Source organism: Neobacillus pocheonensis, from assembly GCF_050477905.1.
Lineage (GTDB): Bacteria > Bacillota > Bacilli > Bacillales > Cytobacillaceae > Neobacillus > Neobacillus pocheonensis_A.
This window is the reverse complement of sequence record NZ_JBCNAD010000007.1, coordinates 130,856-145,023: the sequence shown is the minus strand read 5'-3', so window position 1 is coordinate 145,023 and position 14,168 is coordinate 130,856. Positions and strand designations below refer to the sequence as shown.

Sequence of the window (14,168 nt, the reverse complement as noted above, 5' to 3'; positions counted from 1 at the left end):
TCTTTGCAATATGATCGGCCTAAAAAATCCAAAAAGCAATAGAATGGTTTCTATTACTTTTTGGATTATAACATACTTTATTTTGTTTTTCTTAACAAAAATGATCCTGCTAGTAAAAAAGTTGGAATGGAAGATAACCCGACAATCAGAAGCCAGTCCCGTGCTGCAATCGGAAGCGTATGGAAAATTGGCTGCAAAGGTGGATAATAAATGACCACAAACATTAACGCAAGCGATGAAATGACTGCCCACACAAGATATGGATTCCCAAAGGGATTTCTTGATAGCACTGATTTTTCACTGCGGCAATCAAAAACATGGATAAGCTGGGCCATGACGAGTGTAGCAAAGGCCACCGTTTGGGCATATTTCAATTGACTTGGATCATTATGATAAATAACCATAAACGCTAATAACGTCACAAGACCAATTAAAAATCCGCGTGAAACAACCTTCCAGCCTAACCCCCGAGAAAAAACTCCTTCATTTGGACTACGCGGCCTCCGTTTCATCACATTTTCTTCTGGACGGTCTAATCCAAGTGCCATGGCAGGCAAGCCATCCGTTACTAAATTTACCCAAAGAATTTGGATTGGTACTAACGGCAATGGAAGTGCTAAGATCATGGCAAACAACATCACCAAAATTTCACCAACATTGGAAGCAAGCAAGTAACGGACAAATTTACGAATATTTTCATAGATATTTCGGCCTTCTGTAATCGCCGCTTTAATGGTTGCAAAATTATCATCTAACAAGACAAGAGCCGATGCTTCTTTTGCGACATCAGTTCCCGTAATCCCCATGGCCACACCGATATCTGCTGCTTTGATTGCGGGGGCATCGTTAACCCCATCCCCTGTCATAGCAACGATATGTCCTCTATTTTGTAAGGCTTTGACAATTTTTAATTTATGCTCTGGCGATACCCTAGCAAAAACCGATACATCATCAACCACTTCTTCTAGCTCCTCGACTGACATATCAGATAACGCTTTTCCATCAAGCACTTTGCTTTTTTTCGTTAAAATTCCTAACTGGGAAGCAATCGCTTTAGCCGTGATGATATGATCACCGGTAATCATTACTGTTTTAATTCCTGCTTCCTTACATTCTTTTACGGCTGCTTTGACCTCAGGTCTTGGCGGATCAATCATTCCCTGAACGCCGATAAACGTTAGTTTTTTCTCGGCTTCCTTTTCACTTAGGATTAGCGTATTTGCGGGTACTGGTTTAAAAGCAATGGCAATCGTCCGAAGTGCCTGTGAGGCAAGACCATTTATCGCATCCTGAACCTTAATTTGTGTTTCCTTGTTTAAAAATTGCGTTCGCTCATCCCAAAGGATGGATTCACTAATGCCTAAAATGACATCAGGGGCTCCTTTTGTGACAATAAAATGTCTCCCTTGTTTGTCTTTTACATGAATACTCATCATCTTTCTGGCTGAGTCAAACGGGAATTCATTTAAAATCGTAAACTCATCTAATAATTTCGCTCTAGCAAACCCCGCCTTCATCGCACTTACCAGCAATGCCCCTTCAGTCGGGTCTCCATCAAGAATATAATCATTGTCCTTCATGACCAGATCCGAATGATTGCATAGCATCCCAAATATCAGCATTTGCTGCAGGGCTCTTTCATCCTTTGGCTGGACCGTTCGATCATTTCGATAAAAATTCCCTTGCGGCTGATAACCAACCCCATCCACGGTCCAAGTATGACCGCCGCTCCACAGGTGAGTTACGGTCATTTTATTTTGAGTCATGGTTCCCGTTTTATCGGAACAAATGACCGATGCACATCCGAGTGTTTCAACGGCTGGCAGTTTCCTAACAATGGCATTTTTCTTTATCATTTTTTGTACACCAAGGGATAATGCTACCGTTACTATCGCCGGCAGCCCTTCTGGTATGGCTGCTACTGCTAAGGAAACCCCTGCTAAAAACATCGTATAGAGGTCATGCCCTTGAATAACACCCACCGCAACCACAAGAACGGTTAAAGCAAGTGCAACGGTAATGAGAATTTTCCCCAGTTGCTCTAATCGGCGCTGGAGAGGGGTTTCTTGTGATTGGGCGTTTTGCAGTAAATCTGCAATTTGGCCCATAGCTGTTTTCATCCCAGTAGCAATGACGACACCGACTCCGCTTCCCCTGGTAATCATCGTTCCCATAAAGGCAATATTCTCCATATCGCCAATTCCCGGGTTTGGATTGGTTAAACAATCTGAATGCTTTGAAACAGGCACTGACTCCCCTGTAAGAGCAGATTCTTCTATTTCTAAATTTCTTGATTCAATAATCCGGACATCTGCGCCAATCCGGTCTCCACTCGAGAATTTTAAAATATCCCCGCTGACAATTTCTTTGGACGGTAATTTGATCCATTGCCCATCCCTAAGGACAGACACTTGTGGAGCAGATAATTCCTTAAGGGCTTGAAGTGATTTTTCTGCCCGTCTTTCCTGGAAAAAACCAAGAAACCCATTTATGATCACGATTGCAATAATGGCAATGGCATCAATATATTCACCTAACAATCCAGAAATCAAGGTCGCAGCAAGCAGTACTAAGACCATAAAATCTTTAAATTGACTAAAAAATAAGAGTAAAGCCGATTGCTTTTCTCCTTCGTCCAATTCATTTGGTCCGTGCTCTGCAATCCTTTTTTCGGCTGCTGCCTGTGATAATCCAATTGAAAAGTCGGTTTCTAAGACCTTTTCTACTTGTTTTATCTCCATCTCATGGAACTTCATCCGACCATCTCACTTCCCCCTTATATAACATGTCTAAAGAAATCTTATTCAGGGTCGTCCAAAAAAATGCTATATTAACTTTCTTGCAGCGGGAAAATAAGACAGATTTTATTGAAGTAGGATATAATGAAAGATATGTTTGAAGAAAAGGATGTTTTTCCATGTCATTTGATGGTTTATTTACAAAAGCAATGGTCGATGAACTCTCGCGTTCTTTAAAGGGCGGCCGGATTAATAAAGTTCATCAGCCCTATAAAAATGAAGTTATTTTAACCATTAGGGCAAACGGTGTGAATCAAAAGCTGTTATTATCGGCCCACCCAAGCTATGCACGGGTACAATTAACAAATGAAGCATATGAGAATCCAAGTGAACCTCCAATGTTCTGTATGCTACTAAGAAAGCATATTGAGGGTTACATTTTAGAAGACTTATATCAAGTTGAAAATGATCGGATGATTATTTTTGAAATAAAGGGACGAAATGAAATCGGGGATATCAGCTATAAGCAACTCATTATTGAAATTATGGGCAGGCACAGTAATATCGTCTTAGTGGATAAAACTCGCAATATCATTCTTGATAGTATTAAGCATATTTCTTTTGCGATAAATAGTCACAGGGCGATAATGCCAGGCCAGGCTTACATCTTTCCACCTGAACAGAACAAAACCAATCCATTTGGCCTTTCGGAAGAGGATGTTTTGCGGAAAATCGATTTTAATAGCGGAAAGTTAGACCGCCAGCTAGTCGAGCATTTTGCTGGTACTTCTCCCCTTTTTGCGAAGGAAGTAATTTTTCAAAGCGGGTTAGCGAATCGGACTACAGTTCCGCTAGCATTTATAAGTTTAGTTAAAAAAATCGAGAGTGGCGATTTATCACCCTCAATCATGTCTACTGGTGGCAAGGAAGCCTTTTATTTATTTCCGCTTGAACATTTAAAGGGTGAGGTAAAGAGCTTTTCGACCCTCAGTGAAATGCTGGACCGCTATTATTTTGGCAAGGCCGAACGCGACCGAGTGAAGCAGCAGGGAAATGATGTTGAACGGTTTATCATCAATGAAAAAGAAAAGAATGAAAAGAAAATTGAAAAGCTTAATCGGACGTTAAAGGAAGCGGAAAAGGCGGAGCAATACCAGCGCTTTGGTGAACTGTTAACGGCGAACCTATATGCCGCAAAAAAAGGCATGAAGGAAATAGAAGTACTTAATTATTATGATGAATTAGGTGGAACGCTGGCAATTCCGCTTGACCCACGGAAAACACCTTCAGAAAATGCTCAAAAATATTTTTCTAAATACCAGAAAGCCAAAAATGCTGTTTCGGTAGTTGAAGAACAAATTGAAAAGGCTCGGCTTGAGGTTGATTATTTTGATAATTTACTGCAACAGGTGCAGGCAGCTTCGCCGAAAGATATTCAAGAAATTCGTGAAGAGCTTGTCGAGGGCGGTTATGTTCGGGAACGTCAAAAAAGGAGCGGAAAAAAGATTCAAAACGCTAAACCTGTTTTAGATCACTTTTTATCCACTGATGGAACCGATATTATCGTTGGGAAAAATAATAAGCAAAATGACTATTTAACCAATAAGCTTGCTGCGAGGGATGAGATATGGCTGCATACAAAGGATATTCCTGGTTCACACGTGGTCATTCGCAGTAAAGAACCATCTGACGAAACGATTCTTGAGGCAGCCAATTTGGCGGCTTACTTTAGTAAGGCACGTACTTCAAGCTCAGTTCCTGTAGATTTCACAAAGGTTCGGTTTGTTAAAAAACCAAGCGGTGCCAAGCCTGGATTTGTTATTTACGACAATCAGCAGACGGTTTATGTTACTCCGGATGAGGAGCTCGTATTGAAATTAAAGAAAAATTAGAAAAGCCCCGGGGGTTCCGGGGCTTTATTTTATTCCCACTTCTTACTCCATTCACCCGGATTCTTACTCCAAGCTAGCAAACTCTCTTGATCTCCCTCACTAATATAGTCTTTTTGAATTGCAACTTCGACTAATGCAGGAAAATCGGTTAGCGAAAAGCTCCTTATTCCTTCTTGCTCAAAGGCTTCTTTCCCTTTTTCAAGCCCATATGTAAATATAGAAACGACTCCAAGCACCTCACAGCCTGTTTCTCTAAGTGCTTGAACAGCAGTTATAACACTGCCGCCAGTTGAGATTAAATCTTCAACTACCACCACTTTTTGCCCCGGCTCGACTTTACCTTCGATTTGATTACCTTTACCGTGACCTTTGGCTTTTGAACGTACATAACACATTGGCAAATCCATTAGTTCACTTACCCAAGCAGCATGTGGAATGCCGGCTGTTGCAGTCCCGGCGATGACTTCCGTTGCTCCAAAATGTTCAAGGATTAATTTTTGCAGCCCGCCAGCAATTTCTCTTCGCACTGAAGGAAACGATAAAGTTAAACGATTATCACAATAAATCGGGGAACGTAAGCCTGAAGTCCACGTAAAAGGATCTTGTGGTTTTAATGCAACCGCGCTGATTTCTAATAATTTTTCTGCAATTAATTGTTTCATTGAAGTACCCCTCTCCATGCTTTCATCCAATTTTCATAGCTTTTCACCGGGTCAACTGCCCTTGTTATTGAACGGCCGACTACAATGGAACTAACTCCAGTAATCCTCGCAAATGCAGGTGTCGCAACACGCTTTTGATCGCCAACACTGTCATCCTCCATCCGAATTCCTGGTGTGACAGTAAAAAAGTCAGGGCCAATCTGTTCTCGAATCGAATGAGCCTCCCAGGCTGAGCAAACAACTCCATCTAATCCTGCCGATTTTGTTAACGAAGCATAATGAAGCACTGACTCATTTAAGCTAACGGGGATAAGTTGTTCTCTGTTCATTTGTTCTTCAGAGGTACTTGTTAACTGTGTGACAGCAATACACTTCGGGCGCTGCACTCCTGCAGGTGTTCCCGCCTCTAGTCCTTCAAGAGCCGCCTCCATCATTTCCTTCCCACCTGCTGCATGAACATTGACCAGATCACAATCCAGTCTCGCAAGACCTTTCATCGCACTTTTAACCGTATTTGGAATATCATGAAGCTTCAAATCTAGAAAAATACGATGTCCTTGTTCTTTTAATAGCTGGATAATAGCGGGACCTTCTTGGTAAAAAAGTTCCATGCCAACCTTTAGAAAAAGCTCCGTGCCCGCAAACGGCTTTAAAAACCGTTCCACCTCATTGCCATTTGCAAAATCAAGCGCGATGATGAGTGAGTTGTTCATGCTTGTTCCAGCTCCTTCCGATACATTCACTGATGTGTTCATAACCTAATCGTTCTAACAGCTGCGGCAGCTCCTCAATGATAGTCGGACAAACAAACGGATCGACAAAGTTTGCTGTACCGACTGCAATGGCGCTTGCCCCGGCATAAAAGAATTCAATTACATCTTCAGCTGACTGGATACCGCCCATTCCGATAATAGGAATGTTCACTGCTTGGCTGACTTCATAAATCATTCGAATCGCGACAGGCTTTATCGCAGGACCAGAAAGTCCGCCAGTTCGGTTAGCCAAAATTGGTTTACCCGTCTTTAAATCAAGCCTCATTCCTACGAGCGTGTTAATCATTGTTAACCCATCTGCTCCGCCATCTTCAACAGCCTTCGCCATTTCAACAATATTTGTTACATTTGGTGATAATTTCACATAAACAGGCACTTCTGAGACTTCTTTTACTTTTCTAGTTAATTCTTTTGCAACCTCAGGAATCGTGCCAAAGGCAATACCTCCGGTTTTAACATTTGGACAAGATATATTTAGCTCTAAAGCTTGAACATTGGGTGCTTTTGAAATTCTCCGCGCAACTTCAACATAGTCCTCTTCAAGGGATCCTGCTACATTCGCTATAATTGGTACATTGTACTGAGATAGCCATGGCAGTTCTTCACCAATAACTTTTTCAAGTCCAGGATTTTGTAGTCCGATGGCATTTAACATTCCAGCACGAGTCTCTGCGACTCGCGGTGTAGGATTACCAAACCGAGGTTCAACAGTTGTCGCCTTAATCATAATCGCCCCAAGCGTACTTAAATCATAAAATTGACTATACTCTCTCCCAAATCCAAAACAACCGGAGGCAGGCATAATGGGATTTTTCAAATTTAAACCCGGTAACTCCATGTTTAAACGGCTCATATCAGTACCTCCCCAGCACGGAATACAGGACCATCACTGCACACTTTTTTATAAGAAACACCGGATGGATCATCTGCTTTTTTACACACACAGGCAAAGCATGCACCCACTCCGCAGCCCATTCGTTCCTCCAATGATAAAAACACTTTTTTATTTTGATACCCTTGTTCGATAGCTTTGAGCATTGGAGTTGGACCGCATGTAAAAATACAATCAAAACTCAATTCCTTCATAATATCGGTAACAAAACCCTTTTGCCCATATGACCCATCTACAGTCGTAACAAAGGTTTCCCCATTTTTCAAAAATTCGCTTTCGTAAAAAACGGCTGATTCCGTTTGAAACCCAAGTACGTGGATAACCTTTACTCCCTTAGCCACTAACTGATTAGAAAGCTCATAGAGCGGTGGTACACCGATTCCGCCGCCGACAAGCAAGGCAGTTTCACCAACATGTACTTCTTCAACAGGAAATCCATTCCCTAAGGGACCAAGAATATCTACTTCCATTCCAGCCACCGTTCCAGCAAGCATAGATGTTCCTTGTCCTTCTTTCCGGTAAATCATCGTAAACTCTTCTTTCACTTTATCAAACGAACAAATACTTATTGGTCTCCGTAAAAGAGGGTCCCATCCATTAGAGACCCTTATATGAACAAATTGTCCAGGTGCTTTTATTTCATGAACGAACCTTGCTTTTACAGTCAGTTCGTAAATATCCTCGGCAATTTCCTTTTGAGAAACGATTTTGCATAATTCTTTGCGGATCATGCAAATACCGCCTCCTTTTTTGGAGCTTTCATCGCTTCAGCGGAAAAATTCATCGATTCAATCACATTAAGAATCGCATCAGCGGTATCTAATGAGGTCAAACAAGGCACACCATTTTCTACAGCTTCACGGCGAATTCGGAAGCCGTCACTTTCCGGCTGCTTTCCTTTTGTAAGGGTGTTAATGATAAACTGAGCTTCACCACGATGAATGACGTCGATTAGTGTTGCACCCTCTGAGCCGATTTTACCGACAACTTTGACTGGAAGGCCAGCTGCCTCTAAGACTGAAGCTGTTCCGCTTGTGGCCATTAACCGGTAGCCGATGGCTGCAAACCTTTTCGCAAGCTTTAAGCTTTCCACTTTGTCCTTATCAGCCACTGTGAATAATACCGTACCAAACTTGTGAATGTTCATACCTGAAGCAACTAACCCTTTATATAAGGCCTTTTCAAGCGTGACATCCTTGCCCATTACCTCACCCGTAGACTTCATCTCCGGTCCAAGGCTGATATCAACACTTTTCAGCTTTGCAAAAGAGAATACTGGCACTTTTACATAAACGCCCTCTTTTTCCGGAACTAATCCGCCACGATAGCCTTGATCTGGTAAGGAAACTCCTAAAATGGCTTTTGTCGCAATTTTTGCCATTGGAACATTTGTGATTTTACTTAAGAATGGTACCGTCCGGCTTGAACGCGGATTCACTTCCAGTACAAAAACTTGATTATCAGAGATGACATATTGAATATTTAATAACCCGACAATATTCAAGCCGATTGCTAATTTCTCTGTATACTCAACGAGCTTTTGTTTAATTTCGGTTGATAATGTTTGCGGCGGATACACGGCAATCGAATCACCAGAGTGGACTCCGGCCCGTTCAATATGCTCCATTATCCCTGGAATCAATACATTCTTCCCATCGCAAATGGCATCTACTTCAATTTCTTTTCCTGTTAAATAACGATCGATTAAGACTGGATGTTCTGGGTTAATTTTTACGGCATTTTCCATATAACGAAGCAGTTCTTCCTCTTCGTAGACGATTTCCATTGCCCGGCCGCCTAACACATAAGAAGGACGTATCAAGACTGGATAGCCGATTTCCTCCGCAATCAATCGTGCTTCTTCAACAGATAGGGCCGTTTTACCAAGCGGCTGCGGAATATTTAATTGCTGAAGAGCATATTCAAATTTATCTCTGTCCTCTGCACGGTCTAAATCCTCCAGGCTTGTTCCTAAAATTTTTACCCCATTTTCAGCCAGTTTTGCAGCCAGATTAATCGCTGTTTGCCCGCCAAATTGAACGACTACACCAAGCGGCTTTTCTAAGTCAACAATGTGCATGACCTCCTCGATGGTGAGCGGTTCGAAATAAAGCTTATCAGATATACTGAAATCCGTTGAAACGGTCTCTGGATTATTATTAATAATAATAGCTTCATAGCCGGTTTCCTTAATTGCCTTGACAGAGTGAACAGTCGCATAATCGAACTCAATTCCTTGACCAATGCGGATTGGACCTGACCCAAGAACAACTACACTCTGTTTATCGGTAACGATTGACTCATTTTCTTCCTCATAAGTCCCATAATAATAAGGTGTTTCTGATTCAAATTCAGCTGCACATGTATCGACCATTTTATAGACAGGAATTATTTGGTTGTTTTTTCGATAGTGATAAAGTTCTGTTTCCGTCATTTCCCATAACTCTGCAATCTTTTTATCAGTAAATCCTTTTTGTTTTGCTTCCAATAGGATTTCAGCGTTTAATGGATTTTCTAACAGACTTTCTTCTAATTTTAGGATTCCTTCTAGCTTCTTTAGGAAAAATAAATCGATTTTACTCCATTCGTGGATCGTCTCAATTGTGGTTCCCCTTCTTAAGCTTTCGGCGATGTAGAAGAGTCGCTCATCCCCAGCTTTCCGAATTCGCTTTTCGACAACTTCATCTGCAAAATCCTTTGCATCATTCAATTCAAAATGATGAACCCCAGCTTCCAGGGAGCGGATTGCTTTTAATAATGACTCCTCAAAATTGCGGCCAATCGCCATGACTTCACCCGTTGCTTTCATTTGTGTTCCAAGTGAGCGATTTCCTGATTCAAATTTATCAAACGGCCATCTTGGAATTTTTGTAACGATATAATCAAGAGCAGGCTCGAAGCTTGCATACGTTTTACCGGTAACTGGATTCTTCATTTCATCAAGGGTAAGGCCAACTGCAATCTTTGCGGCAAGCTTCGCGATCGGATACCCTGTTGCTTTTGAAGCTAGGGCCGATGAACGGCTTACACGCGGATTGACTTCAATAATGTAGTAGTTAAAGCTATATGGATCAAGGGCAAGTTGAACGTTACAGCCGCCTTCTATTTTTAATGCACGAATAATTTTCAAGGATACATTTCTTAATAATTGGTATTCTCGGTCGCTTAATGTCTGGCTGGGAGCAACAACTATGGAGTCACCAGTATGAACACCAACGGGGTCAATGTTTTCCATATTACAAACGACAATCGCACTATCATTAGCATCGCGCATCACTTCATATTCGATTTCCTTAAATCCGGCAATACTCTTCTCCAGTAAGCATTGATGAACAGGACTGTTCTTTAACCCGCTTGTCACGATTTCTTCTAATTCTTCTTGATTGTGGCAAATGCCGCCTCCTGTACCGCCAAGGGTATAAGCAGGGCGGACAATGACTGGGAAGCCAACTCTTTCAACGAAGGCATTCGCTTCTTCTAATTCATGAATGATTTCACTGTCAGGTACCGGCTCCCCTAGTTCATTCATTAGATTACGGAATAATTCCCGGTCCTCTGCTTGTTTGATTGCTGATAGCTTCGTTCCTAAGATTTCAACCCCGCACTCATCTAAAACCCCGGAGTTTGCTAGTTCTACAGCTAAGTTAAGTCCTGTTTGCCCGCCAAGTGTGGCTAACAGGGCATCTGGACGTTCCTTTCGGATAATTTTACTTACAAATTCTAATGTTAATGGTTCAATATAAACCGCGTCAGCCATCTCTGTATCTGTCATAATGGTTGCTGGATTTGAATTGATCAGAATGACGCGATATCCTTCTTCCTTCAAAGCCATACAGGCTTGAGCGCCCGCATAATCAAACTCTGCTGCCTGGCCGATAACGATTGGTCCTGATCCGATTACTAAAATGGAGTTTATATCTGTACGTTTTGGCATGCTGCTGTTACCTCCTGTTTTTCCGATTCAATCATGTTAAGGAACTGTTCAAATAGGCCGTTTGCATCCTCAGGTCCAGGGGAAGCCTCTGGATGGTATTGCACGGTGAATGCTGGATAATCTGTATGTTTCAAGCCTTCAATCGTATCATCATTTAATGCAATATGAGTAACCTCAAGCCTAGTGTTTTTAATCGATTTACCGTCAACTGTATACCCGTGGTTTTGGGAGGTTATCGACACTTTACCTGTTGTAAGTTCTTTTACAGGATGATTGGAACCACGGTGCCCGAACTTCATTTTCACAGTATCCGCACCGCAGGCAAGAGCAAATAATTGATGGCCGAGACAGATGCCGAAGAGTGGAACTTTCCCAATCACCTCTTTAATCATTTGAATGCCTTCTGGAACATCTTTCGGATCTCCAGGTCCATTGGAAAGCATGATCCCATCAGGACGAAGCTGGAGAATTTCCTCTGCTGTAGTATGGTAAGGAACGACGACAACATCACAACCGCGTTTATTTAGCTCCCTTAAAATACCATGTTTCATGCCAAAATCTACAAGAACAATTCGCTTGCCTCTTCCTGGACTCGGATAGGCATTTTTCGTTGATACCCTTCGAACCTGGTCAATTGGAAGCCGAGTTTGCCTTAATTTTCTTAATACCTCATCTGCATCGTTTTCAATGCTGCAAATGGCCCCTTTCAATGTTCCATACTGGCGGATAATTCGTGCTAGTTTTCTTGTGTCAATCCCGGCAATCCCTGGAATTTTTTTCATTTTAAAATATTCATCGATGGTAAATTCACTTCTCCAATTGGACGGAAAATCACTGGCTTCTTTAACAATAAATCCTTTGACGGCAGGATTAATCGATTCAAAATCATCGCGGTTAATACCGTAATTCCCGATTAAAGGGTAGGTTAGCATGACGATTTGTCCACAATAGGATGGATCTGAAAGAATTTCTTGATAACCAGTCATACCTGTGTTAAATACCACTTCACCAAAAGTGTCCATATGACTTCCAAAACCTTCTCCGATAAAAATCGTTCCATCTTCTAAAATTAACTGTGCTTTCATGCTGTTACACATCCTTTTTCCCAAGCTATATTTCCTGCTGCGATTGTCAAAACTGGCCAGCCTTTACATTTCCAGCCGCCAAATGGAGTATTTTTCCCTTTAGATAAAAATTCTTTCGTTTCAATTTCACGTTCTTCTTTTAAGTCCAGCAGCACGAGATCCGCTGGTGCCCCCACCTCCATGTTTCCGTATGGAAGGGAAAAGCTTGCTGCTGGCTTATGTGTCAAAAATCCGATTAGCTGTTCAAGTGAGAGCTTATTTTTTAAGACAAAGTTTGTATAAAGAAGAGGGAATGCTGTTTCTAACCCAACAATGCCGAATGGGGCTAATTCCATTCCTTCACTTTTTTCTTCCATGGTGTGTGGTGCGTGATCGGTTGCAATAAAATCAATCGTTCCATCTAAGAGCCCTTCAATTAACGCCTCCCTGTCAGCAGCGTCTCTTAACGGAGGATTCATTTTATAATTGGCATCAAGCCCTGGGATATCATCCTGGGTTAATAATAAGTGGTGTGGGGTTACTTCCGCAGTAACTTTTATTCCTGCCCGCTTTGCATTCCTAATGACCCGGACAGATTCCTTCGTACTGACATGGCAGACATGGTAATGGCAGCCTGCTGCTTCAGCAAGTAGAACATCTCTGGCAATTTGCACCGATTCACAAATAGAAGGAATCCCGTTTAATCCATTTTCTTTCGCAAATGACCCTTCGTGAACACAGCCTTTATTAATGAGGGTATTTTCTTCACAGTGAGCAACAATTGCCATATTTAAAGCTGCAGCTTTTTGCATGGCTTCGAGCATCATACTCGCCGTTTGAACCCCTACACCGTCATCTGTAAAGGCAAATGCCCCGGCATTTTTTAGTCCCTCGAAATCTGTCAACTCTTGGCCAAGCAATCTTGTCGTTATAGAGGCATATGGCAAAACTCTAACATGTGCAGTATCTTGAATTCTTTTTTGCAAGTCTTCCATGTGGTTAATGGTGTCAGGCACCGGTCTTGTATTTGGCATAGCGGCTACCGTTGTGAAGCCGCCTTTTGCAGCTGCTTGTGTACCCGTTGCAATTGTTTCTTTTTTCTCTCCGCCTGGTTCACGAAGATGGACATGTAAATCGATGAACCCAGGTGATACTAGCATATCTGCAGCATCTATTTTGCGGTCGACATTGGCTTCAATCATTTTCTCGATTTTAGTTATTTTTCCATTTTCTATTAAAATATCGGACTGTTTATTTTCTCCGTTAGATGCTATGTAATTGGCGTTCTGAATAAGAATTTTCATTCGTAATTCCTCCATTCATACTTTCGATTGATCGTTTTAAAACTGCCATTCTGACAAACACACCATTTTCCATCTGCTTAAAGATTCTTGAACGCTGGCATTCAACTAAACTATCAGCAATCTCGACATTTCGATTAACCGGGGCAGGGTGCATAATAATGCTATTCGGCTTCATTTGTTTTTCTCTTTCTAGGGTAAGTCCGAATTGTTGGTGGTATTCTGCTGCCGTAAAGCTTCCCTTTTTTTGATGACGTTCATGCTGCACTCGAAGGAGCATAACCACATCCGCTTGCTGGATGGCTTGATCAATCGGGATAAATCTCGCAGCATGTAAACTATGGCTGTCAAACCATTCTTCCGGACCTGAAAAGATGACCTCCGCTCCAAGCCTTGTTAAGGTGTCGGCATTTGATCGTGCTACTCTGCTATGGCGAATGTCCCCGATAATGGCAATCTTTAGCCCCGTGAAACTGCCAAACTCTTGGTAAATTGTCAATAGATCGAGAAGTGATTGTGTTGGATGGTGACCACAGCCATCTCCCCCGTTAATTATCGGAATATTAATTTTTCCAACGAGCTCGTCAAAGTACCGATCCTGTCCGTGTCGAATCACGATTGTGTTTACACCGATGGATTCGAGCGTCTTAACCGTATCGTATAATGTTTCACCCTTTTGGACACTCGAGGTTTGCACTTCAAATGGGATTACCCCTAAACCTAATTTTCTTTCAGCTACCTCAAAACTACATTTTGTTCTAGTACTATTTTCGAAAAATAAGTTAGCAGAAAACATTTGACCTTCCGGACGCCATGTCATGCCTTCAGCAAAACGCTGCGCATCATCTAAGATTTGATAAATCTCTTCCACCTTTAATTCGTTCGTGGTAAGTAAATGATTTAGCAATTTGT

Annotated in this window: 10 protein-coding genes; 1 reads left to right on the top strand and 9 read right to left on the bottom strand. The window is 41.9% G+C overall.

From position 1 onward, the window contains the following. Positions 1 to 77 precede the first annotated feature (77 nt). Positions 78 to 2,756 (bottom strand): calcium-translocating P-type ATPase, SERCA-type, encoded by a 2,679-nt coding sequence (locus tag ABES02_RS03570; RefSeq protein ID WP_430130857.1) that lies wholly within the window; start codon positions 2,754 to 2,756, stop codon positions 78 to 80. Positions 2,757 to 2,917: 161 nt separating this feature from the next. Here ABES02_RS03570 and ABES02_RS03565 point away from each other — a divergent pair, with 161 nt between their 5' ends. Further along, positions 2,918 to 4,630 (top strand): Rqc2 family fibronectin-binding protein, encoded by a 1,713-nt coding sequence (locus ABES02_RS03565; RefSeq protein ID WP_430130854.1) that lies wholly within the window; start codon positions 2,918 to 2,920, stop codon positions 4,628 to 4,630. Between the two features lie 29 nt (positions 4,631 to 4,659). Here the strand turns inward: ABES02_RS03565 and pyrE are convergent, their stop codons facing one another. Genes pyrE through ABES02_RS03525 form a run of 8 tightly spaced genes read right to left on the bottom strand, consistent with a single transcriptional unit; the run spans position 4,660 to position 14,163 of the window. After that, complete coding sequence (gene pyrE, locus ABES02_RS03560) at positions 4,660 to 5,292, bottom strand: orotate phosphoribosyltransferase (RefSeq protein ID WP_430130851.1); 633 nt, start codon at positions 5,290 to 5,292, stop codon at positions 4,660 to 4,662. Beyond that, a complete protein-coding gene (pyrF, locus tag ABES02_RS03555) occupies positions 5,289 to 6,005 on the bottom strand; it encodes an orotidine-5'-phosphate decarboxylase (RefSeq protein WP_430130848.1) in 717 nt (238 codons plus the stop codon). The genes pyrE and pyrF overlap by 4 nt, the downstream gene beginning before the upstream one ends. Then, positions 5,977 to 6,918 carry a dihydroorotate dehydrogenase gene (locus ABES02_RS03550; protein ID WP_430130845.1) on the bottom strand — a complete coding sequence of 314 codons (942 nt, stop codon included), beginning with the start codon at positions 6,916 to 6,918 and terminating at the stop codon, positions 5,977 to 5,979. Before ABES02_RS03550 ends, pyrF begins: the two co-directional genes overlap by 29 nt. Next, positions 6,915 to 7,688 (bottom strand): dihydroorotate dehydrogenase electron transfer subunit, encoded by a 774-nt coding sequence (locus ABES02_RS03545; protein ID WP_430130843.1) that lies wholly within the window; start codon positions 7,686 to 7,688, stop codon positions 6,915 to 6,917. Before ABES02_RS03545 ends, ABES02_RS03550 begins: the two co-directional genes overlap by 4 nt. Continuing rightward, positions 7,685 to 10,891: a carbamoyl-phosphate synthase large subunit gene (carB, locus tag ABES02_RS03540; RefSeq protein ID WP_430130840.1), complete on the bottom strand. Its 3,207-nt coding sequence runs from the start codon at positions 10,889 to 10,891 to the stop codon at positions 7,685 to 7,687. The genes ABES02_RS03545 and carB overlap by 4 nt, the downstream gene beginning before the upstream one ends. Continuing rightward, positions 10,870 to 11,976 (bottom strand): carbamoyl phosphate synthase small subunit, encoded by a 1,107-nt coding sequence (locus ABES02_RS03535; protein WP_430130836.1) that lies wholly within the window; start codon positions 11,974 to 11,976, stop codon positions 10,870 to 10,872. The genes carB and ABES02_RS03535 overlap by 22 nt, the downstream gene beginning before the upstream one ends. Next, positions 11,973 to 13,259, bottom strand: coding sequence for a dihydroorotase (locus tag ABES02_RS03530; RefSeq protein WP_430130834.1), 1,287 nt, complete (start codon positions 13,257 to 13,259; stop codon positions 11,973 to 11,975). Before ABES02_RS03530 ends, ABES02_RS03535 begins: the two co-directional genes overlap by 4 nt. Then, complete coding sequence (locus tag ABES02_RS03525; RefSeq protein ID WP_430130831.1) at positions 13,219 to 14,163, bottom strand: aspartate carbamoyltransferase catalytic subunit; 945 nt, start codon at positions 14,161 to 14,163, stop codon at positions 13,219 to 13,221. The genes ABES02_RS03530 and ABES02_RS03525 overlap by 41 nt, the downstream gene beginning before the upstream one ends. Positions 14,164 to 14,168 lie beyond the last annotated feature (5 nt).

What these genes read in the sequence shown, in the direction of transcription:
- ABES02_RS03545 (WP_430130843.1), bottom strand. Translation starts at nt 7,688, where the DNA reads ATGATCCGCAAAGAATTATGCAAAATCGTTTCTCAAAAGGAAATTGCC.
- ABES02_RS03535 (WP_430130836.1), bottom strand. Translation starts at nt 11,976, where the DNA reads ATGAAAGCACAGTTAATTTTAGAAGATGGAACGATTTTTATCGGAGAA.
- pyrE (WP_430130851.1), bottom strand. Translation starts at nt 5,292, where the DNA reads ATGAAACAATTAATTGCAGAAAAATTATTAGAAATCAGCGCGGTTGCA.
- pyrF (WP_430130848.1), bottom strand. Translation starts at nt 6,005, where the DNA reads ATGAACAACTCACTCATCATCGCGCTTGATTTTGCAAATGGCAATGAG.
- ABES02_RS03570 (WP_430130857.1), bottom strand. Translation starts at nt 2,756, where the DNA reads ATGAAGTTCCATGAGATGGAGATAAAACAAGTAGAAAAGGTCTTAGAA.
- ABES02_RS03565 (WP_430130854.1), top strand. Translation starts at nt 2,918, where the DNA reads ATGTCATTTGATGGTTTATTTACAAAAGCAATGGTCGATGAACTCTCG.
- carB (WP_430130840.1), bottom strand. Translation starts at nt 10,891, where the DNA reads ATGCCAAAACGTACAGATATAAACTCCATTTTAGTAATCGGATCAGGA.
- ABES02_RS03550 (WP_430130845.1), bottom strand. Translation starts at nt 6,918, where the DNA reads ATGAGCCGTTTAAACATGGAGTTACCGGGTTTAAATTTGAAAAATCCC.
- ABES02_RS03530 (WP_430130834.1), bottom strand. Translation starts at nt 13,259, where the DNA reads ATGAAAATTCTTATTCAGAACGCCAATTACATAGCATCTAACGGAGAA.